The organism is Streptomyces sp. S3(2020) (genome assembly GCF_013044505.1).
Lineage (GTDB): Bacteria > Actinomycetota > Actinomycetes > Streptomycetales > Streptomycetaceae > Streptomyces.
The window spans coordinates 1-21,815 of sequence record NZ_JABERD010000053.1 but is presented as its reverse complement, the minus strand read 5'-3'; the positions used below and the strand labels follow the sequence as shown (position 1 = coordinate 21,815).

The following is a 21,815-nucleotide window of genomic DNA, read 5'->3' as shown; positions in this document are numbered from 1 at the left end:
TGTGACGCACCGCGGCGGGAGCTTCTGCCGGTTCGGCCACGGTGTCAGCCACCGGCCTGGTCCAGCGCCGACTGCAGGGACTGCTTGTAGCCGGCGCTCGTGTAGGTCGCGCCCGACACCGCGTCGATGTCGGCGTCGCCCGCCGCCACCGCCGCCTGGTTGAGCTTCGGGATGGCGTTGCCGTTGACCTGGTCGCTCTGGCCCCCGGTGGGCTGCTTGACCGCCTCGGCCTTGGTGATCTTGCCGTTGGTGACGGTGATCCGGACCTGGACGGGACCGTACTGGGTCTGGGAGACGGTGCCGGTGACCGTCTTGGGGGCCGCCGCCTGGGCATTGCCCGCGCTCTTCGACGGCGACGGTGACGGCGAGGACGCCCCCGCCGCGGCCGCCGCGTTCCCCTTGTCGATGGCCGACTGGAGCGACTTCTTGTAGCCCTCGCTGGTGTAGGTCGCCCCGGACACGGTGTCGATCTGCGCACTCTGCTTGGCGAGCGTCGCCGCGTTGAGCTTCGGCACCGCGTTGCCGGTGATCTGGTCGCTCTGGCCGCCCTTGGGCTGCTGGACCGTCTCGGCCTTGGTGATCTTGTTGTTGACGAAGGTGATACGGACCTGGATGGCCCCGTACTGGGTGTCCACGGCGTCCCCGGTGGCGGTGCCGGTGGCCGCCTGGGCGCCGCCCTGCGCGGACTCCTGGGCCGCCGCGCTCTGCTGCGGGGCCGTGTCGCCGGCCGCGGACGCGTCGGTCGCGCTGGTCCCCGGCTTCAGGGACAGCAGCACCACGATCCCGGAGACGGTGGCGACGCCGGCCAGGACGACACGCCGAAGGGGGTGACTCTTCCTCATCGCTTCAACAGCTCCTGAAGTCTCTACCTGAAGGCCTAGAAGGTGGTCCCGTCGCTCACATCTCGAACGACTCGTGATGGATGCGGCGGGCGGGTACACCCGCGCCGCGCAGTGCTTCGTACACGCCCTGCGCGAAGCCGGGCGGCCCGCACATGAAGACGTCGTGCTCGTCGATGTCCGGCAGCTTCTGCTGCAGCCGCTCCGCCGAGATGTCGGGCCGCTCGCCGTCCGGACTGTTGACCGCGTACATCAGCCGGGCGCCCCGCTCGTCGGCGATGGCGGCCAGCTCGTCCCAGAGCGCCAGGTCCTGGGTGCTGTTGGCCCGGTAGAGAAGGGTGATGTCGCCGCTCGCTCCGGGCAGCGTCTCGAACAGCGCCCGCATCGGCGTGATGCCGACCCCGCCCGCGACCAGCAGCACCTTGCCGCGGCTGCGGCGCTGGGCGGTGAGGGCCCCGTACGGGCCCTCGGCCCACACCTTGGTGCCGGGCGTCAGCTCACGCAGCCGTTCGGTGTGGTCGCCGATCGCCTTGACCGTGATCCGCAGCATGTCGGGGCGGGGCGCCGCCGACAGCGAGTACGGGTGCGAGCTGAACCGCATGCCCGGCGCCTTGAACCGCCAGCGGAAGAACTGCCCCGCCTGCGCGCCCATCCGGTGCAGCTTCTTGCCGCCGATGAGCACCGAGACGATGCCCGGCGTCTCCTCGATGACCGCCTCGACGTACATCCGGTGCCGCATGTTGAGACGGATCGGGGTGAGGACCCGGTACCAGACCACCAGCGCCGTGACCACGCCGTACAGCCCGTACCAGAAGGTCTTCGCGGCCGGCTCCACGGCGAACTCGTTGCCGGTGCTGATCTGGTGCCAGAACGTCAGGTAGACGACCGCGTAGGTCAGCAGGTGGATGTGGTACCAGGTGTCGTACCCGACGATCCGGCGGATCCCGCCGATCGAGAGGAACGCGATGACGAACAGCAACAGGGTGCCGATGCCCGCCTTGCCCATGTCGGGCAGGGTGTTGACCGAGTCGATGGTCTGCTGGACCACGTCGCCGAGCGACTTGCCGGCCTGGAGCGCGTACGCCCACATGGTGAGGAAGACGTGCGCGGCGACCAGGAAGATCGTGTAACGGCCGCTCATGGCGTGCCAGCGCGCCACCCGGTCCGAGCCCACCCGCCGTTCCAGGGCGGGCACCCGGGCCATCTGGAGCACCACGAGCGCCATGAGGTAACCGGCGAGCAGACCGGTGATCCGGCCCGCGGCGAGGATCTTCGCGGTGTTGTCCGCGAGGGAGGGGGTGTTGTCCCACCACAGCCACAGCACCGCGGCCGCGCCCGCCCATAGGGCGATCACCAGGGGGACGGCCGGGGAGCGGCGCGGGCGGATGCGGCGCATCGTCTGGCGGCGGGCGGCGCGGCCGCCTGCGAGCGTGGTGGTCACGGTTCCTCCGGGAGCGGGGCAAGGGGGTTGGCGTGGTCCCTTGGCCCAGAGGTACGTGCCGCGACGTCCGTGTGTTCAGTGTCCGTTCGAGTTCGAGGGGGACTCGAGTGACTCGGGGTAACCCCTCAGTACCGGGTGATCGCCGTACGCCCGCTCGTGGTGCCGATCGCGATGTGCGGATCGTCGTCCGGGTCGGCCCAGTCGAGGATCCGCCGCATGGCGTCCGCGGACACGGACACACAACCCGCCGTCGCCCCGCTGCCGTTGACATGGAGGAAGATCCCGGCGCCCCGGCCGCGCACGGGCGCGGTGTAGTTGAAGCCGATGACCATGGCGTAGGCGTACTGCTTCGGGTACGCGATCAGATGCTCGGACTCGGCGGCCCGGCAGTCCTTCGCGCGGGGCTCGCTCCAACGGTTGTAGGAGCGGGAGCCGTTGTCCTGGCACCACCAGGACTTCTCCCGCACGGGACGGTACGTGTACGACGTCCCGCGCGGCGCCGCCTTGATGCCGAAGGCGTACGGCAGGTGGTAGAGCCCCGTCGGTGTCGTGCCGGTGTTCTGCTTGCGCGAGGCGCCCTCGACGAGGCCGTTCGCCCCGAACCGGGCCTTGGCCGAACCGGCCTTCACCCACTGCCCGTCGCGCAGATCCCACCAGGTGAGCGTGCCGGTGGTCGACCCGGTCCGGGCGGCGACCGCGGTGATCAACTGGGTGCCGCCCCCGGTGTCGGCCATCCGGGCGGGCAGGGGCTGCCCGCCGCCGGGTGCGGCACCGAGCACGAGAAGGGACGCGGTCACGAGAGCCGTGGCGACGGCGGGGGAGCCCATGGCTCAGACCGTAGAGGGCGGCAGCGGCAAGGGCAGCCCGGGTAGGCCGTCCAGGCTCGTGGCGATGTGCCGTTTGGCGAAGTAGGCGCTCAGGGATTCGTCGTCCTCGCGCGCGAAGCGCCTGGCGTGCAGATCGCGGTCCTCGTCGTACGTCATGAAGGGCACCGCGTAGCCGCAGGAGTCGCGGATCGTCCGGGCCGTCACGACGATGATCGCCCGCAGTCCGTGCAGGCTCGGGTCGATGTCCGGGAAGTGGCCGAGGAGTTCCTTGAAGCGAGGGTCGTCCCGCAGGACCGCCTCGCCCTGGCCGTGCACCCGGACGATGTTGGGCGGGCCCTCGAACGCGCACCACATCAGGGTGATCCGGCCGTTCTCCCGCAGATGCGCGACCGTCTCGGCGTTGGAACCCGCGAAGTCCAGGTAGGCGAAGGTGAGTTCGTCCAGAACGACGAAGGAGCCCTTGAGGCCCTTGGGGGAGAGGTTGACCGTGCCGTCCCCGGAGAGGGGGGCGGTCGCGGTGAAGAAAATGGGCTGCGCCTCGATGAAGGTGCGCAGCCTGCCGTCTATGCGTTCATAGGTCTTTCCCATGTCTAACGATTATGGGTGCGACTCTTTCGCCTGTCTAAGGAATTCTGGGATCCGTTTGCCGGGCATCGCCGTGGCCGCCCCGGCCGGCGCTGAAGTCGGGGCGGCCACAGCACCTGTCACGTCACTGGGTGAGCGTGCAGGTGGCGAGGGAATCCAGGCCCTGCGGCTTCTCGGCGGTACGGCCGATGGAGATGGCGATGCGGTCGATGGTCGACGTCCGCTTGTCGGCCAGCGGGCCGAGGATGGCGTTCTGGACGAAGTTGGGTCCGCCCTGGCCGGCCGTGTCGACGAGCCGCTTGTTCGCCTCGCTGATCTGGGTCTGCAGGAGGGTCAGGTTGCGGTCCACCTCGGCCTGCGCGGTGGCCGGGATCGCGGGGAGCTGCGAGGCCACGTCCGGGCAGGTGATGGCTCCCGCGGCGGCGGCCCCGCCCGCGTCCTCGGCGTTGCCCGTGTCCTCGGCGCCGGCCGCCTCCGAGGCCGCCTCGCTCGGAGTGGCCTCCGCCTCCTCGCCCGCCCCGGCCTCCTCGCCGGTGTCGGCGACGCCGCCCGCGTTCAGGGTGCAGGGCGCGAGAGCCTCCAGGCCCGCCGGGCGGTCGGCGGTGCGGCCGATGGCGGTGGCGATGCGGTTGACCACGGCGATCCGCTTGTCCTCCAGCGGGCCGAGGATGGCGTTCTGGACGAAGTTGGCGCCACCCTGGCCGACCGTGTCGATCAGGCGCTGGTTGGCCTCGTCGATCTGGGTCTGGAGGAGGGCGATGTTGCGGTCGACCTCGGCCTGCGCGGTCGCGGGGATCGCGGGGAGCTGGGAGGCGACGTCCGGGCAGGTGATGGTGCCCGGGTCGGCGAGGGTCTGCGCGTTGGTCGTGGTGTTGCTCTTGGAGGTCTCCCCGGCGAGGGCGGAGCCGGCGATCACCGCACCGGTCAGCACGAGGGCGGTGGCACCGCCGATCAACGCGACGCGGCGCTTGTTGTACTTCGGAAGAGCCCTGGACATGCTGATGCCTCACAAGGGTCGGGGGGTGTCGTCGTCTCTGTGGTGTACAAAACGCGGCGCCTGCGTTCGGCGGGGAGTACGGGTAAGCGGTTACCCATGTTCAAAGGATCTTCAAATTCGCGGCCGAACCTCCCGTAATTGACGAATCATGCATTGCACTGCATACTCATGCATGACAGTGAAGGCGCCACACCCTCTCTAGGAGCAACGCAAGTGAGCAGCAACAGCGGTGATGTCCGGCTCTGGGGCGCCCGTTTCGCCGACGGTCCCGCCGAGGCCCTGGCGAAGCTGTCCGCGTCCGTCCACTTCGACTGGCGGCTGGCGCCCTACGACATCGCCGGTTCGCGTGCCCACGCGCGCGTGCTGCACAAAGCGGGGCTCCTCACGGACGACGAGCTGACGCGGATGATCGCGGGCCTGGACCAGCTCGCGGCGGATGTCGCCGACGGCTCCTTCGTGGGCACGATCGCCGACGAGGACGTCCACACGGCTCTGGAGCGTGGCCTCCTGGAGCGCCTCGGCCCCGACCTCGGCGGCAAGCTCCGCGCGGGACGCTCCCGCAACGACCAGGTCGCGACCCTCTTCCGGATGTACCTCCGGGACCACGCCCGGATCATCGGCGGCCTGATCGCCGAGCTCCAGGACGCGCTGATCGGCCTGGCCGAGGCCCACCCGGACGTGGCGATGCCCGGCCGCACCCACCTCCAGCACGCCCAGCCGGTGCTCTTCGCCCACCATGTCCTGGCGCACGCGCAGTCCCTGTCCCGGGACGCCGAGCGGCTGCGTCAGTGGGACGAGCGGACGGCGGTCTCCCCGTACGGCTCGGGCGCCCTGGCCGGCTCCTCCCTGGGCCTGGACCCGGAGGCGGTGGCGAAGGACCTCGGCTTCGAGAACGGCAGCGTCGGCAACTCGATCGACGGCACGGCGTCGCGTGACTTCGTCGCCGAGTTCGCCTTCATCACCGCGATGATCGGAGTGAACCTCTCCCGGATCGCCGAGGAGATCATCATCTGGAACACGAAGGAGTTCTCCTTCGTGACCCTGCACGACGCGTTCTCCACGGGCTCGTCGATCATGCCGCAGAAGAAGAACCCGGACATCGCGGAACTGGCGCGCGGCAAGAGCGGCCGTCTGATCGGCAACCTGACGGGCCTCATGGCCACGCTCAAGGCGCTCCCGCTGGCGTACAACCGCGACCTCCAGGAGGACAAGGAGCCGGTCTTCGACTCCTGCGACCAGCTGGAGGTCCTGCTCCCCGCCTTCACCGGCATGATGGCCACCCTCACCGTCCACCGCGAGCGCATGGAGGAACTGGCCCCGGCCGGCTTCTCCCTCGCCACCGACATCGCCGAGTGGCTGGTCAAGCAGGGCGTGCCCTTCCGCGTCGCCCACGAGGTCGCCGGCGAGTGCGTCAAGGCCGCCGAGGCCGAGGGCAAGGAACTGGGCGACCTGACGGACGAGCAGTTCGCGAAGATCAGCGCCCATCTGACGCCGGAGGTGCGGACGGTACTGAACGTGCCGGGCGCGCTGGCCTCCCGCAACGGCCGCGGCGGCACGGCGCCGAGCGCGGTGGCGGTCCAGCTGGCCGAGGTGAAGGCGAACGTGGCGGTGCAGCATGCATGGGCAACCGCCAAGAAGGCCTGAGAGCAGCCCACTCAGGGGCGCGGGGAACTGCGCGACAAGCCACGACGAGCCCGCACTCGCCAAAGCACCGCACCGACCAGGCTCTTGGGCGAACCCAAAGGTCATCGCGGGTTACGTTAATCGGAGACCGTCACCGGACCCGACCGAACGGAGCCCGCGATGCCCTTCGCCCGCCTGGCAACCGCGACAACCCCCACCTGCCACATCGGACTCGGCCTCGCAGCGGTCGGCCGCCCCGGCTACATCAACCTCGGCCGCGACAACGACCTCGGAGAGAACCGCAGCGTCGAAGCCCTCCGCACCCGCACCCACGAACTCCTCGACGCCGCCTACTTCCAAGGCGTCCGCTACTTCGACGCCGCCCGCTCCTACGGCCGCTCCGAGGAGTTCCTCGCCGACTGGCTGAACGCCCGCCCCGACATCGACGACATCGTCGTGGGCAGCAAGTGGGGCTACACCTACACGGCGGGCTGGACCACCGACGCCGAGAAGCACGAGGTCAAGGACCACAGTGTCCAGACCTACGTCCGTCAGCGCGCCGAAACCGCCGAACTCCTCGGCGACCGCCTGGACCTCTACCAGATCCACTCGGTCACCCCCGACAGCCCGGCCCTCACCGACAAGGACCTCCACGTCGAACTGGCGGAGGCGGCCGCCGCGGGCGTGAGCATCGGCTTCTCCACCAGCGGACCCGCCCAGGCCGACGCCATCCGCGCCGCCCTCGCCGTGACGGTCGACGGCGAACCCCTCTTCCGTACCGTCCAGTCCACCTACAACGTCCTGGAGACCTCGGCCGCCCCCGCCCTCGCCGAGGCCCACGACGCCGGACTGACGGTGATCGTCAAGGAGGGCATGGCCAACGGCAGGCTCGCGGACCCGCACGCGCCGGACGCCCTGAAGGCGGTGGCCGCACAGACCGGCCTGGGCTGTGACGCGGTCGCCCTCGCCCTGGTCCTGTGCCGGCCCTGGGCCGGTGTCGTCCTCTCCGGTGCCGCGACCGCCAACCAGCTCGCCTCCAATCTGCACGCCGCGGTCGTCGACCTCGACGAGGAGCAGCTGGCCCGCCTCGCCGAACTCGCGGAGGAGCCGCAGGCGTACTGGGCGCGGCGCGGGCAGCTGCCCTGGCACTGACAGGAACACGATTCGACACGTGCCCATGAGACATCCATGCCCGTGATGAGACATCAATGTCTCACATGGGCTATGGTTGTCTCATGGCTGTCGATCGTGACCACGTGCTGCGCAGCGCCGCTGCCCTGCTGACCCGCAAATCCACCGCGACCATGGACGAGGTCGCCAAGGCCGCCGGGATCAGCCGCGCCACCCTGCACCGGCACGTCGCCGGGCGTGACGCGCTCGTGCGCGCCCTGGAGGCGCTCAGCATCGCCGAGTGCGAGGCCGCCCTGGACGCGGCCCGCCCCGACGAGGGCCCCGCGAGCGACGCCGTGAGCCGGCTGGTACGCGAGATCGAACCGGCCGCCGCCCTGCTCGCCTTCCTCTACACCGAGAACCAGCTGTTCGAGGGTGAGGAGCAGAACGCGGGCTGGGCCCGCATCGACGAGCGCATCGCGGCCCTGTTCAAGCGCGGCCAGACGGCGGGCGAGTTCCGTATCGACCTCACGCCGACCTGGCTCACCGAGGCGCTGTACGGCCTGCTGGCCTCCGGCGCCTGGGCGGTGTCGGAGGGCCGCGCGGCCCGCAACGACTTCCACCACATGATCGTCGAGCTGTTGCTCGGCGGCGCAGTACGGAGAGAGGAATCATGACCAGCACCCTGCAGCCGGCGTCGACGACCGAGGCGGTGACCAAGCGCCCGGGACGTTGGCTCGCGCTGTCCGTCCTCGTGCTCGCCGTGCTGCTGGTGGCCGTCGACGCGACCGTCCTCGGTCTCGCGACCCCCTACATCAGCGAGGACCTGAAGCCCTCCGGCACCCAGCTCCTCTGGATCGGCGACGTCTACTCCTTCGTCATCGCCGGTCTGCTCGTCTCGATGGGCAGCCTCGGCGACCGCATAGGCCGCAAGAAGATCCTCCTCGTCGGCGCCACGGCGTTCGGCGCGATATCGGTCCTCAACGCCTATGCCACGACACCGGAGTTGATGATCTTCGCCCGTGCCCTGCTGGGCGTGGCGGGCGCGACCCTGATGCCGGCGACCCTCGCCCTGATCCGCAACCTCTTCCACGACCCGCGCGAACGCAGCCTCGCCGTGGGCATCTGGGGCGCGACCGCCTCGGCCGGTACGGCGATCGGCCCGATCGCGGGCGGCTTCCTGCTCGAACACTTCTGGTGGGGCTCGGTCTTCCTGATCAACCTGCCCGTGATGGCCGTCCTGGTCGTCGTCGGCATCAAGCTGCTGCCGGAGTCGAAGAACCCGAACCCGGGCCCGTGGGACATGCTCAGCGTGGCCCTGTCCCTGGTCGGCATGATCGCCCTGGTCTACGCCGTCAAGGAGGCCGCCAGCCACGGCCTGAGCGGCGAGGCCGCCGGTGTCGCCCTGCTGGGCGCGGGTGCGCTGATCTGGTTCGTCCGTCGCCAGCTCACCCTGCCGACCCCGCTGCTGGACATGCGGCTGTTCCGCAACCGGGGCTTCAGCGCGGCGGTCCTGGCCGACCTGCTGACCATCCTCGGCCTGTCGGGTCTGGTGTTCTTCCTCTCGCAGTACCTGCAACTCGTCCAGGGCAGGCGCCCGTTGGAGGCGGGCCTGGCCGAACTCCCCGCCGCGGTCGGCGCGGTGGCGGCCGGCCTGATCGCGGGCCGGGCGGCCCGCCGTTTCTCGGTCCGCTCGGTGGTCGCGGGCGGCCTCGCTGCGGTCGGCCTCGCGCTGGCGTCCCTGACGGTGATCGACCGGACGACGGGCTACCCGCTGCTGGGAGCGGCCCTGCTGGTCGTCGGTGTCGGCGCCGGCTTCTCGTTCACGGTGACGGCCGACGTGATCCTGTCGAGCGTGCCGAAGGAACAGGCGGGCTCGGCGTCGGCGGTCTCGGAGACGGCCTACGAGCTGGGCGCGGCGTTGGGTATCGCCGTACTGGGCTCCATCGTGACGGGCGTGTACCGCGACTTCACGGGCCCGGCGGGCACACCGCAAGGGGCGCACGAGTCGCTCGGCGGCGCGGTGGAGGCGGCGGCGGGGATGCCGGCGCAGCAGTCGGCAGCACTCCTGGACGCGGCGAGGCAGGCGTTCGTGGACGGCCTGTCGCTGGCGGCGGGCCTGGGCGCGGTGGTCCTGCTGGCAACGGCGGTGGCGGCATGGTTCCTGCTGAAGGAACAGCGCCTGGAAAACGCCCGTTAGGGGACGCACCTCAAGGGCGCGGAGAACGGCGCGACCGGCCCCCGCCGCCCTGCGGCCGAGACGCTACGCGGCCTCTTTGGCCTTGGTCGCGTACATGTCCACGTACTCCTGACCGGACAGCTGCATGACCTCGGTCATCACGGAGTCCGTCACCGCCCGCAGCACATACCGGTCCCGGTCCATCCCCTCGTACCGGGAGAACTCCATCGCCTCGCCGAACCGCACGGTGACCCGGCCGGGCCGCGGAATGCCGGCGCCCCCCGGCTGCACCTTGTCCGTACCGATGATGGCGAACGGCACGACAGGCGCCCCCGTCATCATGGCCAGCCGCGCGATCCCGGTGCGCCCCCGGTACAGCCGCCCGTCGGGAGAGCGCGTGCCCTCCGGGTAGATGCTGAAGACCTTGCCCTCCTCCAGCACCCGGCGCCCCGTCATCAGCGCCGCGACACCACCGCGCCCGCCGTCCCGGTCGACCGGGATCATGCCGCAGCCCGTGAAGAACCAGGCCATCAGCCGCCCCTTGAGGCCCTTGCCGGTGACGTACTCGTCCTTGCCGATGAAGAAGACCTGGCGGTCGCAGAACAGCGGCATGATCATCGAGTCGATGAACGTGAGGTGGTTGCCGGCGAGGATCACCGGACCGTCCCCCGGGATGTGCTCCGCACCCTCCACCCGTGGGCGGAACATCAGGCGCATGATCGGTCCGAGCACTGCCTTGATGAGCGCGAAGCGGGACAACGGACCCTCCGGTGTCAAGTGAATCGGTATATGTCTGTGCAGGTGAGGACGATACTCGCGCTCACCGTGCTCGTGCACATCGGGTTCACGGGGTTCACCGAGGTCTTACGCACTGTTGACGCTGGTTTACCTGCGGTGGCGCACGGTGTACCGCCCGTAACCCGTTGGCCATGATGTGACGGACATCGCGTACCCCCTCTGATGAGTCGTCAACTCAAATCCTCGGTGCGACATCCGCCATCACCCGCGTGTTCCGCCGGAGGTCTCCCGTCCGTCATGTACACGCACCTACGATCGGCCCGCACCGAAGAGCCGACGCAGGGAGGGCCCTCATGGGAACGCAGAACTCGGACGAGCAGACGGGCGGGACCGGACGGCGGGCACTTCTGGGCGCCGCGGTGCTCGGCGCGGGCGGAGCGGTCCTCGGACTGCCGGGTACCGCGAGAGCCGGTGAGGCCGGGCACGGTGGAGAAGTGAGGAGCCTGCCCGTGCCGACGATCATCGGTCACCGGGGCGCCAGCGGCTACCGGCCGGAGCACACGCTCGGCTCGTACCAGCTCGCCCTCGACCTGGGCGCCCATGTCGTGGAGGCCGGCGACCTGGTGCCCACCAAGGACGGTCACATCGTCTGCCGTCACGAGCCGGAGATCGGCGGCACGACGGACGTCGCGGACCACAAGGAGTTCGCCGACCGCAAGATCACCAAGCTCCTCGACGGCGTCTCCGTCACCGGCTGGTTCACCGAGGACTTCACGCTCGCCGAGCTGAAGACCCTGCGCGCGATCGAGCGCATCCCGGCCAACCGTCCGCACAACACGCTCTACAACGGCCGCTGGGAGATCCCCACCTTCGAAGAGGTCCTGAAGTGGCAGGACGAGCAGACCCGCAAGCGGGGCAGGCAGGTCTGGATCTACCCCGAGACCAAGCACCCCACGTACTTCCGCAAGCTGGGCCTGGGCCTGGAGGAGCGGGTCGCGAAGCTGCTGCGCAAGTACGGCAAGGACGGCAAGAACGCGCCGGTCATCCTCCAGTCCTTCGAGCCGACCAGCATCCAGCGCCTGAACAGGCTGGTCGGCAACCCGCTGGTCGTGCTGCTCTCCGCCGCGACCAGCCGCCCCTGGGACTTCGTCGAGACGGGTGACCCGCGCACGGTCGCCGACCTGATCACGCCCAAGGGCCTCAAGGAGATCGCCGGTTACGCCCAGGGCATCGGCCCGACCCTCGACCTGGTGATCCCGAAGGACGCGAACGGCAACCTCACCACGCCGACCACCCTCGTCGCGGACGCGCACAAGGCGGGCCTGATCCTGCACCCGTACACCATGCGCAACGAGAACCCGTTCCTGCCGACCAGCTTCCGCAAGGGCACCGACGCCGACGCGTACGGCGATGTCTTCGGCGTCTACCGGACGTACTTCGCCACGGGCATCGACGGTGTCTTCACCGACAACCCGGACACCGGCCTGCTGGCCCGCCAGGATTTCGTCAACGGCTGAGCGCGCGCCCCCGGTTGGGGTGACAACCGGCCGCCCGGGCAACCCGCCGCCCGGGCGGCCGCGTCGTCAGGCATATGACGCACGAGCTCGTGACCACCCTGCGCCCCCTGCTCACCGCCGAGGCCTCCGCCGAGGCACATGCCACCGGTACGGAACCGGGCGACCTGGAACAGGCGGTCTGGCTCCGCCTCCTGGAACGCCTCGACAGCGACGGCCCGCCGACCGACCCGCAGGGCTGGCTGCGCAGAGCGGTCCGCTCGGAGTCCCGCCGCACCCGTCGTACGACCAGGCTCGAACGACCGTACGAGGCTGAGCCCGTGGACGACGCGGACCGCACTCCCGAACACCTCGCCCTCACGGCGGCCCGCGGCCGGGCGCTGCGTGATGCCGTACGCCGTTTGCCGGGCCGCTGCCCGAGTCTGATGGAGGCGCTGCTCTCCCCGATGGACCTCACCTATCGGGAAATCGCGGGGGAGTTGGGTATCTCACAGGGCAGTCTCGGTCCGGAACGTTCCAGATGCCTGGGTTGTCTTCGCCGATTGCTCACACCGGAGGTTGCGGCCCGCGGAGTGCGGGGATAGGAGTGAGGGACGAAATGGCGATCAGGTGAGCGGGAGGCGTGCGCACATGGGCATGAGCGTGACCATCTCGGTGGCGACCGAGCAGGACGCGGAGCAGATCTTCAGGCTTCAGTACCTGTGCTTCCAGAGCGAGGCGGCGTTGTACGGCAACTACCGCATCGATCCGCTCGTCCAGACCCTGGACTCGGTCCGTGAGGAGGTCGCCGCGGACTGCGTCTTCGTGGCCCGGCTCGGCGAGGAGGTGGTCGGCTCGGTACGCGGCCGCATCACCGAGGACGGCTCGGCCGCCATCGGCAAGCTCTGCGTCCACCCGCGCCTCCAGGGCCACGGCATCGGCGCACGGCTGCTGCGCGCGGCCGAATCGGCTCTGGCCGAGGAGCGCGGCGCCACCAGGTTCCGCCTCTTCACGGGCCACCGCAGCGAGGGCAACCTCCGCCTCTACCGCAAGGTGGGCTACGAGGCGGTCGGCACGTCCAAGGGCGCGGACGGAGTGCCGATGATCGTCCTGGAGAAGCCGGCCGACACCTACGCGGCGACGGCCTGAGGGCCTCTCAGACGGTCCGCGCCTTACGGAGCCAGTAGATGGCCGACAGCGGCAGCAGTACGGGGATGAAGACGTACCCCATGCCGTAGTCGGACCAGACGGTCGCGTCGGGGAACGCCGACGGGTCCAGCAGGGTCCAGGTGCCCACCGTCAGCACACCCACCAGCTCGGCGGCGCAGCACACCAGCGCCGCCTTGCGGGCGGTCTCCCCGCCGCGCACCAGCGTGTAGGTGATGAAGCCGTACACCAGACCCGCGACGGCGGACAGGGAGTAGGCCAGCGGCGCCCGGTCGAACTCGGTCGCGATCTGGTAGATCGAGCGCGACACCGCGCCGACCACCATCACGCCGTACAGCCACACCAGCAGCGTGCCAGGACCGCTGACCAATCGGTTCTTCGCCGACTCGCCCTCCGTCACGGTCACCTCAGCCTCCCCAGATGTCATAGAGCCGCACCTCGAGAACGGCCAGCACCACCGCGCCTGCGGCAGCCGTCACCGAGCCCCACTTCGACCGCTCCGACAGCGACATGAGCCCCGCGGCCGGGACACAGGCGAACGCGCCCAGCAGATACGCCACGAAGATCGTCGTCCCCTGCTCCGGCTTCTCGCCCCGCGCCAGCTGCACGATGCCGACCACCAGCTGCACCAGCACCAGCAGCGACACCACACCCATCCCGATGAAGTGCCAGTCCTTCGTCGGCTCATCACGGTAGGCCGCCCAGCCGCACCACGCGGCGAGCAACAGCGCGGCGACGCCGATCACAAGCGTCAGGGCATCAAGCATGCAGCGACCCTATTACGGGCCAAAGGACCCGATGTCCCCGCCCCCGGCCCCATCGTCGGGAACCAGCCCGGCAGCGACGGCCCGGCGCCGGACACGCCCGTGCGCCCCGGCGTCCGGAGCGGGACGCGCGGTGGGCACCGGGCCCGGGGCGGTCTCGATCAGGTGGGCCAGTGTCCAGGCCACGCCGTAGCAGTCGTCCGGCCCGAAGCAGCTCGCCAGAGCCGCCGCCTCCGCCAGGGACACGGGCCGCGGGATCGCCTCCAACTGCCCTGCCCGCCGCTCGATCTCGTCCTCGTCGGCCTCCTGGTCCGGCAGCGGACCCTCGCTCACGAAAGCGCTCACCTCGGGATTCACGCCGTCGATGATCGGCGCCCATGGCCCCGTCCGGCAAGCCCCGGCGGCCCCGTAGGGTCGGGACCATGACGATCCACGCACAAGCCCTGCTCTTCGACAACGACGGCACCCTCGTCTCCTCCCTCGCCTCCGTGGACCGCTGCTGGCGGCAGTGGGCCGGGGAGTACGGGATCACGGCCGAGGAGTTCGCGCGGGTCGAGCTGCACGGGCGTACCGCCGCCGAGATAGCCGCCGACCTGCTGCCCGCCGAGGTCGTGCCGGCGGCGGTCGCGCGGATCGAGCAGCTGGAGGTGGACGACGTGCCCAACGGCGGCGCCCAGCTCCTGCCGGGGACGAAGGCCTTCCTCGACTCCCTGCCCGCCGACCGCTGGGCCGTCGTCACCTCCGCCACCCGGCGCCTCGCCGAGGCCCGGCTCGACGCCGTCGGCATCCTGCCCAAGACCCTCGTCGCCGCCGAGGACGTGACCCGCGGCAAGCCCGACCCCGAGCCCTACCTCCTGGCCGCCCGCGCACTCGGCGTCGACCCGGCGCACTGCGTGGTCTTCGAGGACGCCCCCGCGGGCCTGAGGGCCGGCCGCGCCGCCGGGATGACCACCGTGGCATTGGCCACAACCCACCGGGCCCACGAGCTCGAAGCGGACCTCGTCGTCGACAACCTGGCGGCCTTGTCGGCACTGGTCACCGACGGGGGAGTGGAGATCTCCGGCCGCCGCTGAGCCCCGTCCGCCGCTGTCCAGGATGCGGACAGCGGCACTTTGTCAGGACCGTACGTCTGCTTTACTGATTCCATGACCACGACGAGCAGCCGCACCCTTGCGACCGAGGCGACCATGACGCCCGGTGCTCGCTGTATGTGTCGAATGTGCGCCTTCTAGAGGGCCCCCGCACCACCCCTTGGCTCGCGCCCCGAAGCGAGCAGCCGTGGCCTGTCCGTACGTGTTCCGCCGTATGCGACCGTGCTGCCCCGCGCACACCCGTTTCTCTCGTACCAAGGCACACCCACGCCCGCGTACGAACTCGACAGTGATGGAATCCCAGTGATCACCACCTCGGGCCTGACCAAGGTCTACCGCTCGCGCGGCCGTGAGGTCACCGCCCTCGACGGCGTCGATCTCCACGTCCGCGAAGGCGAGGTCTACGGCGTCATCGGCCAGTCCGGTGCCGGCAAGTCCTCGCTCATCCGCTGCGTCAACCTGCTGGAGAAGCCCACGGCCGGGACGGTCACCGTCGCCGGCCAGGACCTCACCGCCCTCGCGGGCCGCGGTCCGCGGGCCGGCCGGGAACTGCGCCAGGCCCGCAGCCGGATCGGCATGGTCTTCCAGCACTTCAACCTGCTGTCCTCCCGGACCGTCCAGGACAACGTCGAGCTGCCGCTCGAGATCCTCGGCACGTCCGGCAAGGACCGCTCCCGCAAGGCCCTCGAACTCCTCGACCTCGTCGGTCTCTCCGACAAGGCCAAGGCCTACCCCGCCCAGCTCTCCGGCGGCCAGAAGCAGCGCGTCGGCATCGCCCGCGCCCTGGCCGGCGACCCCAAGGTCCTGCTCTCCGACGAGGCCACCAGCGCCCTCGACCCGGAGACCACCCGCTCGATCCTCCAGCTGCTGCGCGACCTGAACCGCCAGCTCGGCCTCACCGTCCTCCTCATCACCCACGAGATGGACGTCGTGAAGTCGATCTGCGACTCCGCCGCCCTGATGGAGAACGGCCGCATCGTCGAGTCCGGCACGGTCAGCGAACTCCTCGCCACCCCCGGCTCCGAGCTCGCCACCGCGCTCTTCCCGGTCGGCGGCGAGGCCACCGGCGACGACCGCACCGTCATCGACGTCACCTTCCACGGCGAGGCCGCGACCCAGCCGGTCATCTCCCAGCTGTCGCGCACGTACAACATCGACATCTCGATCCTCGGCGCCGCCATCGACACCGTCGGCGGCCTCCAGGTCGGCCGGATGCGCATCGAACTGCCCGGCCGCTACGAGGACAACGTCGTGCCGATCGGTTTCCTGCGCGAACAGGGTCTTCAGATCGATGTCGTGGGCGCTTCGGATCAGGAGCCCCTGCTGGTGAAGGACGGTGCCAAGTGACCTGGTCCGAGATGCAGCCCCTGCTGGAGCAGGCGTGTTGGGACACCCTCTACATGGTCGGCTGGTCCACCCTCATCGCCGTCGTCGGCGGCCTCCCGCTCGGCATCCTCCTCGTCCTCACCGACCGCGGCGGACTGCTCCAGAACATCGTCGCGCAGAAGGTCATCGGGCAGGTCGTGAACGTGGCCCGCTCGATGCCGTTCATCATCCTGATGGTCGCGCTGATGGGCTTCACCCGCTCCCTCACCGGCACGACCATCGGCCGCGAGGCCGCGATCGTGCCGCTCGCCATCGGCGCCATCCCGTTCTTCGCGCGCCTGGTCGAGACGGCGGTCCGCGAAGTGGACGGCGGACTCGTGGAGGCCGTGCAGTCGATGGGCGGCAACACCTGGACGATCGTCCGCAAGGTCCTCGTACCGGAGTCGCTGCCCTCGCTGATCGCCAGCACCACGACCACGATCGTCGCCCTCATCGGCTACTCCGCCATGGCCGGCACCGTCGGCGCCGGCGGCCTCGGCGACATCGCCATCCGCTACGGCTACCAGCGCTTCGAGACCGAGCTCATGTGGATCACCGTCGCGATCCTCGCGGTCGTCATCTCGCTGATCCAGTTCGCCGGCGACTACGCCGCCCGCTCGCTGCACAGCCGCGGTGGACGCGGTGGTCCGGCACCGAGGCTGCGGCTGCTGAAGGCCGCGACGGCGGACACCAAGACCGTCTGACCCACCCCCCAAAAACTTCCCCGCACACCCTCCGCGGGGACGCTCTGCCCAAAAGGAAAGGCACTTTTCGTGCGTAACACCGCAAAGCTCACCACCGCCGTACTCGCCGCCGGCGCCCTCACCTTCGGGCTCACCGCCTGCGGCTCGGAGAACGACTCCGCGGGTTCCTCGGACACCAGCGGCCCGCTGGTCGTCGCCGCGAGCCCCGTCCCGCACGCCGAGATCCTCACCTACGTCAAGGACAACCTGGCGAAGAAGGCGGGACTCGACCTGGAGGTCAAGGAGTTCACGGACTACGTCACGCCGAACACGGCGACCGAAGACGGTTCGGTGGACGCCAACTACTTCCAGAACCAGCCGTACCTCGACGACTTCAACAAGAAGAACGGCACCCACATCGTGCCCGTCGTGACGGTCCACCTGGAGCCGCTCGGCCTCTACTCGAACAAGGTGAAGAGCGCCGACGCCCTCAAGAGCGGTGCGACGATCGCCGTCCCGAACGACAGTGTCAACGAGGCCCGCGCCCTCAAGCTGCTCGACGCCAACGGGATCATCACCCTCAAGGACGGCGTGGGCAACGACGCGACCCCCGCCGACATCACCGAGAACCCCAAGAACCTCGAGTTCAAGGAGCTGGAGGCGGCCCAGACCCCGCGCTCCCTGGACGACGTCGACGCCGCGGTCATCAACGGCAACTACGCCATCGAGGCCGACCTCTCGCCCGCGAAGGACGCCCTCGTGCTGGAGTCCGCGACGGACAACCCGTACGGCAACTTCCTCGCGGTCAAGGACGGCAACGAGGACGACCCGCGCGTGAAGAAGCTCGCCGAGCTCCTCACCTCGGACGAGGTCAAGAAGTTCATCGAGGACAAGTACGACGGCTCCGTCATCGCGTCCTTCTGAGCCGACGGCGCGTATACCGCGTATCGCCACGCACAGGGTCCACTCGCTCACCCCGAGTGGGCCCTGCCGTGCAGTTGAGTGCTTTCATGCTGCATGCTGGGCAGTTCAGCAGGAGCCCGGCAGGACTTGCAGGTTTTCCGAAGGTTACGGAGCGGCGCATGACTAGCACCTTCCCCAACATCTCCATCAGCACGGAGCGGTTGGTGCTGCGTGCCCTCGACGAGGACGACGTGCCCGCGCTGGCCGAGATGATGAACGACGAGCAGGTCGCCGCCTGGACCCACGTGCCCCAGCCCTTCGGCGAGGACGGCGCCCGCAGCTGGATCACCGACCACGCGCCCACCGAACGCGAGGCCGGCCGCGGACTCGACCTCGCCGTCACGGAGTTCCTCACCCAGCGGCTGGTGGGCATCGTCCAGCTGACCAAGACGAACTGGTACATCCGCTCCACCGAACTGTCGTACATCATCGCCCCCTGGGCCCGCGGCGAGGGCTACGCCTCCGAGGCGGCGCTCGCCACCGCCCAGTGGCTGTTCACGGACCAGAAGTTCGAGCGCATAGAGCTGCGCACGGCGGCCGACAACACCGCCTCCCAGCAGGTCGCCCAGAAGATCGGCTGCATCAGCGAGGGCGTCCTGCGCAACGCCTGCATAGCGCATGTCCGCACCGAGGACGGCACCTGGACCGACGTCCGTACCGACTTCATCGTCTGGAGCCTGCTGCCGGAGGACGTCGAGAGCGCGGGAGAGCAGCTGACCGACTCCGACGGTTTCACCTCGTACGGCGACTGGAACTGAACCAGAGGGCCAAGGGGTCCGCCGCCGTGTTCGCCGGGTCGACCAGGTACCCTCACGGAACCCGCCCCTGACGACCTGCGCAAACCCTCTGGAGACTGACGAAGATGGCCGACCGGGTGACGGTGATCGGCTGGGACGGCTCGCCGCTGACCGCCGCGGCACGTTCCGCCCTCGGCGCGGCCACGCTGGTCGCGGGCACCCCCCACCACCTGGCCCTGCCCGAGGTGCCGGCCACCGCCGAACGCATCCGTCTCGGCAGCGTCTCGCTGGCCGCCCGCCGGATCGCGGGACATCGAGGCACCGCGGTCGTGTTCGCCGACGGGGACCCCGGGTTCTTCGGAGTCGTACGCACCCTGCGCGCCCCCGAGTTCGGCCTGGAGGTCGAGGTCGTCCCCGCCGTCTCCTCGGTCGCCGCCGCCTTCGCCCGCGCCGGCATGCCCTGGGACGACGCACAGGTGGTCGTCGCACACCGGCGCACCCTGCGACGCGCGGTGAACGTATGCCGCGCCCACACCAAGGTCGCCGTCCTCACCTCACCCGGCGCGGGGCCCGCCGAACTCGGCCTGCTGATGGAGGGCGTCCACCGCACCTTCGTCATCTGCGAGGGACTCGGTACCGAGGGCGAACGGGTCACGATCCTCACCTCCGACAAGGCCGCCGACCACATCTGGCGCGACCCGAACGTCGTCATCGTCATCGGCGGACCGGTGAGCGCGGTGGAGGGCGGCGGCTGGATCTCCGGCCGCGAGCCGGCCGCCGGGCCGCGCGGCTGGGCACTGCCCGCCGAGGCGTACGACGGTCCGCTCGGCGAGGGCGAGACGGATCTGCTGCGCGCGGCCCAACTCGCCCGCCTCGGCCCGCGCGTCGGCGACCTCGTGTGGGACATCGGCTGCGGCAGCGGCGCCTTCGCCGTCGAGGCCGCCCGGGCCGGTGCCGCCGTCATCGCCGTCGACCGGGACCTCGTCGCCTGCGGCCGCACCGACGCCGCCGCCCGCCGCTTCGGCGTCCAGCTCCAGATCGTGCGCGGCACCGCCCCGCACGTCCTGGAGAACTTCCCCGAGCCCGACGTCGTTCGCGTCGGGGGCGGGGGAGCGGCCGTGGTCTCCGCGGTCGCCGACCGCCGCCCGCAGGGCATCGTCGCCCACGCCATGACCCGCGACGAGGCCGAGCTCGTCGGCCGTGACCTGACCGAACACGGCTACCACGTCGAGTGCGCCCTGATCCAGTCCGTCGAACTCGACACACGGGCCTGGACGGAGAAGGAGCGGAGCGTAGCGTTCCTGCTCAGCGGGGTTCTGCCGGACCGCGCGACGTGACCCCATTTGTTGGTCCCGTGATCCTGTTGTCGTACTGCGCGCGGTAGGCTGGCCGACTGTTGTACCGCTCCGGTGGACCGGCCTTTCGTTCGTCAATGTCCGGAAAACGCGCCCGTTTTGGGGTGGGTGTGGTACGGCAGAACCGGAGGACGCGCAACGTGGCGCAGTCCACAGCGGGCCGTCGCGGATCAAGCTGTCGCGATGGGGGAACGGCCGGGACAATGCCAGTTAATGGCTTTGTCGTCTTTCTCGGCGGGCCGTTCGTGCCGCTGGGCACGCACGCTCGTTCTTCACTGCGGGGGCGGTCGGTGCGCCGTCCCCGGTGAGCTGGTCGTAGAAGCACTAACCGATGGGCGAGGGGTACGCATGACCGACACCGGCCAGGTCCCGGGCGAGGGACTGCCGGAGAACGCAGGCATGGTGGAACAGCCGGGCGTTCCCGCGCACGGTGCGTACACCTACCTCTCCGAGACCACCGCCGAGGACGAAGACCTGTTGCTGCTGCCCGGCGCCCAAGGCGCATGGGGCAACGAGGTCGCCCCACCGGCGCCGGAGCCGGTCGTCGAGACGGTCCACGCGCCCGGCCCGCACGAGATGTCCGGCCGCGACAGCGGCGCGCACGACCTCAGTGCGGTCCGCGCGCCCGACCCGGTGGCCGCCCCGTCGCTGCCGATCCCGCCGATCACCCCGCGCCGGCCCCTGCACCTCGGCCCGCCCATCCCCGACGCCTCCGCCAGCCCGGTCCGCTCCCTCGCCGACCGCGGCCCCGCGGGCGCGCCGGTCCGCCAGTCGGGCCCGCCCACCGCGGGCCCCGAGTACCTCGATGTCCCGCAACCACTGCGCGAGATGTCCCCCCAGGGCGCGGCCCCTTGGGGCGCCCCGGCTCCGGTGGGCACCATGGCCCCGGCTGCCGAAACGGTTGTCCCGGTGCCGGAACAGAGCCCCGAGCCGGTGGGAGCGGCCCAGGCCGCCGTGGCCCGCCTCGCGACGGAGGCGGTCGCCGCGACCGGCGTACCGCAGCCTCAGGAGGACGCGTACGCCGGGCAGGTCATGGTGGGCGCCGACGGCGTGCCGGACGTCGGGGTGGCGTACGGCGAGGCGGTGATCGCCGAGCACGCTCCGGAAGCCGGGGGCGTCCCCGGGTCCGAGGGACTTCCCGTGGCCGACGTGCCGGGGGCCGACGGCTTCCCGGGTGCCGAGGGTGTCCCCGGAGATTCTTACGCGCCGGAGGCCCAGGCCGTTCACGGCGACGTGAATGTGCCGGGACCGGTGGTGTTCCCGGACGCCGCGCACACGCCGGACGGCTTCGTGCCGGAGACCGGCGAGGTCGGTGGTTTCGAGTCCGACGGTGCGGCGGGACAGGACGTCGGTGTCGCTCCGGTTCCGGACGCCGAGCCGGTCCTGGGCGCGGTGGCTGCCCCCGAGGCGGTTCAGGGCCCGGTCGCCGAGGATCCTGCCGGTGCCGGCCAGGTGCCGGATGCGGCAGAGGTGGCGGACGTCGCCCAGGCCCAGGCTCCCGCCGTAGTGCCCGACGCCGATCAGACCCCGCTTGCCGGGCCCCTGCCGGACCTCGCGCAGACCTCTGAGGCGCCGCTCGCGCCCGAGCCTGTCGAGCTTGTCGAGCCGCGGACCGTACCGGAACCGGAAGCCTCCGGTCCGGAGGTCGCCCAGCCCGCCGAGCCCGTGGTCGTGGCCGAACCCGTCGAGCCCGCCGAGCCCGTCGTCGTGGCCGAGCCCGCACCTGTCCTGGTCGAGCACGCCGAGCCCGCAGAGCCCACCGAACCCCAGGTCGTGCCGGACCCGGACGCCCCCGTAGTGGCCGAGGCCGACCAGCCCGCGGCGCCCACCCCCGACGTGCCCGAGGCCGCCCTACCGG

Annotated in this window: 22 protein-coding genes and 1 pseudogene; 14 read left to right on the top strand and 9 right to left on the bottom strand. The window is 70.5% G+C overall.

All coding sequences use genetic code 11. The features are described 5' to 3' along the window. Positions 1 to 44 precede the first annotated feature (44 nt). The 5 genes from HLK59_RS18935 to HLK59_RS18915 all read right to left on the bottom strand — a co-directional run bounded on the left by HLK59_RS18935 (position 45) and on the right by HLK59_RS18915 (position 4,689). Positions 45 to 842 (bottom strand): FMN-binding protein, encoded by a 798-nt coding sequence (locus HLK59_RS18935; protein ID WP_171142637.1) that lies wholly within the window; start codon positions 840 to 842, stop codon positions 45 to 47. 55 nt (positions 843 to 897) lie between these two features. Beyond that, a complete protein-coding gene (locus HLK59_RS18930) occupies positions 898 to 2,280 on the bottom strand; it encodes a ferredoxin reductase family protein (RefSeq protein WP_171142636.1) in 1,383 nt (460 codons plus the stop codon). Positions 2,281 to 2,405: 125 nt separating this feature from the next. Beyond that, the gene (locus tag HLK59_RS18925; RefSeq protein ID WP_171142635.1) at positions 2,406 to 3,107 is read right to left on the bottom strand and encodes a L,D-transpeptidase family protein; all 702 of its coding nucleotides are present in this window, start codon (positions 3,105 to 3,107) and stop codon (positions 2,406 to 2,408) included. A 3-nt stretch (positions 3,108 to 3,110) separates the two neighbouring features. After that, a complete protein-coding gene (locus HLK59_RS18920) occupies positions 3,111 to 3,695 on the bottom strand; it encodes a pyridoxamine 5'-phosphate oxidase family protein (protein WP_171142634.1) in 585 nt (194 codons plus the stop codon). Between the two features lie 121 nt (positions 3,696 to 3,816). Next, positions 3,817 to 4,689, bottom strand: coding sequence for a hypothetical protein (locus HLK59_RS18915; RefSeq protein WP_171142633.1), 873 nt, complete (start codon positions 4,687 to 4,689; stop codon positions 3,817 to 3,819). Between the two features lie 213 nt (positions 4,690 to 4,902). Between HLK59_RS18915 and argH the strand changes: the two genes are divergently transcribed. From argH to HLK59_RS18895, 4 genes are all read left to right on the top strand, one after another. Then, complete coding sequence (gene argH, locus HLK59_RS18910; protein WP_171142632.1) at positions 4,903 to 6,333, top strand: argininosuccinate lyase; 1,431 nt, start codon at positions 4,903 to 4,905, stop codon at positions 6,331 to 6,333. A gap of 159 nt (positions 6,334 to 6,492) precedes the next feature. Continuing rightward, complete coding sequence (locus HLK59_RS18905; protein WP_171142631.1) at positions 6,493 to 7,464, top strand: aldo/keto reductase; 972 nt, start codon at positions 6,493 to 6,495, stop codon at positions 7,462 to 7,464. An 83-nt stretch (positions 7,465 to 7,547) separates the two neighbouring features. After that, positions 7,548 to 8,099, top strand: coding sequence for a TetR/AcrR family transcriptional regulator (locus tag HLK59_RS18900; protein WP_240982507.1), 552 nt, complete (start codon positions 7,548 to 7,550; stop codon positions 8,097 to 8,099). Further along, positions 8,096 to 9,622, top strand: coding sequence for an MFS transporter (locus tag HLK59_RS18895; protein ID WP_171142629.1), 1,527 nt, complete (start codon positions 8,096 to 8,098; stop codon positions 9,620 to 9,622). Before HLK59_RS18900 ends, HLK59_RS18895 begins: the two co-directional genes overlap by 4 nt. Before the next feature lie 63 nt (positions 9,623 to 9,685). On the opposite strand, the gene HLK59_RS18890 is transcribed toward HLK59_RS18895, so the two are convergent. Continuing rightward, positions 9,686 to 10,360 carry a lysophospholipid acyltransferase family protein gene (locus HLK59_RS18890; RefSeq protein WP_046261513.1) on the bottom strand — a complete coding sequence of 225 codons (675 nt, stop codon included), beginning with the start codon at positions 10,358 to 10,360 and terminating at the stop codon, positions 9,686 to 9,688. A 332-nt stretch (positions 10,361 to 10,692) separates the two neighbouring features. On the opposite strand from HLK59_RS18890, the gene HLK59_RS18885 reads away from it, so the two are divergent. The 3 genes from HLK59_RS18885 (at position 10,693) to HLK59_RS18875 (ending at position 12,981) form a co-directional block, all read left to right on the top strand. After that, positions 10,693 to 11,856 carry a glycerophosphodiester phosphodiesterase gene (locus HLK59_RS18885; RefSeq protein WP_171142628.1) on the top strand — a complete coding sequence of 388 codons (1,164 nt, stop codon included), beginning with the start codon at positions 10,693 to 10,695 and terminating at the stop codon, positions 11,854 to 11,856. Positions 11,857 to 11,930: 74 nt separating this feature from the next. After that, a complete protein-coding gene (locus HLK59_RS18880; protein WP_171142627.1) occupies positions 11,931 to 12,437 on the top strand; it encodes a sigma-70 family RNA polymerase sigma factor in 507 nt (168 codons plus the stop codon). Positions 12,438 to 12,483: 46 nt separating this feature from the next. After that, on the top strand, positions 12,484 to 12,981 hold the full coding sequence (locus tag HLK59_RS18875; RefSeq protein WP_171142626.1) for a GNAT family N-acetyltransferase: 498 nt from the start codon (positions 12,484 to 12,486) through the stop codon (positions 12,979 to 12,981). A gap of 7 nt (positions 12,982 to 12,988) precedes the next feature. On the opposite strand, the gene HLK59_RS18870 is transcribed toward HLK59_RS18875, so the two are convergent. The 3 genes from HLK59_RS18870 to HLK59_RS18860 are packed head-to-tail and all read right to left on the bottom strand — an operon-like array spanning position 12,989 to position 14,096. Further along, entirely contained in the window at positions 12,989 to 13,426 is a 438-nt protein-coding gene (locus HLK59_RS18870) for a hypothetical protein (RefSeq protein WP_046261517.1), read from the bottom strand. After that, positions 13,407 to 13,766 (bottom strand): hypothetical protein, encoded by a 360-nt coding sequence (locus HLK59_RS18865; RefSeq protein ID WP_171142625.1) that lies wholly within the window; start codon positions 13,764 to 13,766, stop codon positions 13,407 to 13,409. Before HLK59_RS18865 ends, HLK59_RS18870 begins: the two co-directional genes overlap by 20 nt. 12 nt (positions 13,767 to 13,778) lie before the next feature. Then, positions 13,779 to 14,096, bottom strand: a complete 318-nt coding sequence (locus HLK59_RS18860) for a hypothetical protein (RefSeq protein ID WP_346779766.1) — start codon at positions 14,094 to 14,096, stop codon at positions 13,779 to 13,781. An 89-nt stretch (positions 14,097 to 14,185) separates the two neighbouring features. Here HLK59_RS18860 and HLK59_RS18855 point away from each other — a divergent pair, with 89 nt between their 5' ends. From HLK59_RS18855 to HLK59_RS51105, 7 genes and pseudogenes are all read left to right on the top strand, one after another. After that, positions 14,186 to 14,836, top strand: a complete 651-nt coding sequence (locus tag HLK59_RS18855; protein WP_171142624.1) for an HAD family hydrolase — start codon at positions 14,186 to 14,188, stop codon at positions 14,834 to 14,836. Positions 14,837 to 15,157: 321 nt separating this feature from the next. Continuing rightward, positions 15,158 to 16,201, top strand: a complete 1,044-nt coding sequence (locus HLK59_RS18850) for an ATP-binding cassette domain-containing protein (RefSeq protein WP_171142623.1) — start codon at positions 15,158 to 15,160, stop codon at positions 16,199 to 16,201. Then, entirely contained in the window at positions 16,198 to 16,923 is a 726-nt protein-coding gene (locus tag HLK59_RS18845) for a methionine ABC transporter permease (RefSeq protein ID WP_171142622.1), read from the top strand. Before HLK59_RS18850 ends, HLK59_RS18845 begins: the two co-directional genes overlap by 4 nt. A 69-nt stretch (positions 16,924 to 16,992) precedes the next feature. Further along, the gene (locus tag HLK59_RS18840) at positions 16,993 to 17,826 is read left to right on the top strand and encodes a MetQ/NlpA family ABC transporter substrate-binding protein (RefSeq protein WP_171142621.1); all 834 of its coding nucleotides are present in this window, start codon (positions 16,993 to 16,995) and stop codon (positions 17,824 to 17,826) included. Positions 17,827 to 17,984: 158 nt separating this feature from the next. Then, positions 17,985 to 18,623 carry a GNAT family N-acetyltransferase gene (locus tag HLK59_RS18835; protein ID WP_171142620.1) on the top strand — a complete coding sequence of 213 codons (639 nt, stop codon included), beginning with the start codon at positions 17,985 to 17,987 and terminating at the stop codon, positions 18,621 to 18,623. A gap of 104 nt (positions 18,624 to 18,727) precedes the next feature. Then, the gene (gene cbiE / locus HLK59_RS18830; RefSeq protein WP_171142619.1) at positions 18,728 to 19,939 is read left to right on the top strand and encodes a precorrin-6y C5,15-methyltransferase (decarboxylating) subunit CbiE; all 1,212 of its coding nucleotides are present in this window, start codon (positions 18,728 to 18,730) and stop codon (positions 19,937 to 19,939) included. Positions 19,940 to 20,305: 366 nt separating this feature from the next. After that, positions 20,306 to 21,815 (top strand): annotated as a pseudogene (locus tag HLK59_RS51105) (5,6-dimethylbenzimidazole synthase); the annotation flags it as partial.

Bases quoted from the DNA above. Each gene is read 5' to 3' on its own strand.
- HLK59_RS18935 (WP_171142637.1), bottom strand. From the start codon at position 842: ATGAGGAAGAGTCACCCCCTTCGGCGTGTCGTCCTGGCCGGCGTCGCC.
- HLK59_RS18925 (WP_171142635.1), bottom strand. From the start codon at position 3,107: ATGGGCTCCCCCGCCGTCGCCACGGCTCTCGTGACCGCGTCCCTTCTC.
- HLK59_RS18920 (WP_171142634.1), bottom strand. From the start codon at position 3,695: ATGGGAAAGACCTATGAACGCATAGACGGCAGGCTGCGCACCTTCATC.
- HLK59_RS18915 (WP_171142633.1), bottom strand. From the start codon at position 4,689: ATGTCCAGGGCTCTTCCGAAGTACAACAAGCGCCGCGTCGCGTTGATC.
- HLK59_RS18905 (WP_171142631.1), top strand. From the start codon at position 6,493: ATGCCCTTCGCCCGCCTGGCAACCGCGACAACCCCCACCTGCCACATC.
- HLK59_RS18900 (WP_240982507.1), top strand. From the start codon at position 7,548: ATGGCTGTCGATCGTGACCACGTGCTGCGCAGCGCCGCTGCCCTGCTG.
- HLK59_RS18895 (WP_171142629.1), top strand. From the start codon at position 8,096: ATGACCAGCACCCTGCAGCCGGCGTCGACGACCGAGGCGGTGACCAAG.
- HLK59_RS18885 (WP_171142628.1), top strand. From the start codon at position 10,693: ATGGGAACGCAGAACTCGGACGAGCAGACGGGCGGGACCGGACGGCGG.
- HLK59_RS18880 (WP_171142627.1), top strand. From the start codon at position 11,931: ATGACGCACGAGCTCGTGACCACCCTGCGCCCCCTGCTCACCGCCGAG.
- HLK59_RS18875 (WP_171142626.1), top strand. From the start codon at position 12,484: ATGGGCATGAGCGTGACCATCTCGGTGGCGACCGAGCAGGACGCGGAG.
- HLK59_RS18870 (WP_046261517.1), bottom strand. From the start codon at position 13,426: ATGACATCTGGGGAGGCTGAGGTGACCGTGACGGAGGGCGAGTCGGCG.
- HLK59_RS18865 (WP_171142625.1), bottom strand. From the start codon at position 13,766: ATGCTTGATGCCCTGACGCTTGTGATCGGCGTCGCCGCGCTGTTGCTC.
- HLK59_RS18855 (WP_171142624.1), top strand. From the start codon at position 14,186: ATGACGATCCACGCACAAGCCCTGCTCTTCGACAACGACGGCACCCTC.
- HLK59_RS18835 (WP_171142620.1), top strand. From the start codon at position 17,985: ATGACTAGCACCTTCCCCAACATCTCCATCAGCACGGAGCGGTTGGTG.
- cbiE (WP_171142619.1), top strand. From the start codon at position 18,728: ATGGCCGACCGGGTGACGGTGATCGGCTGGGACGGCTCGCCGCTGACC.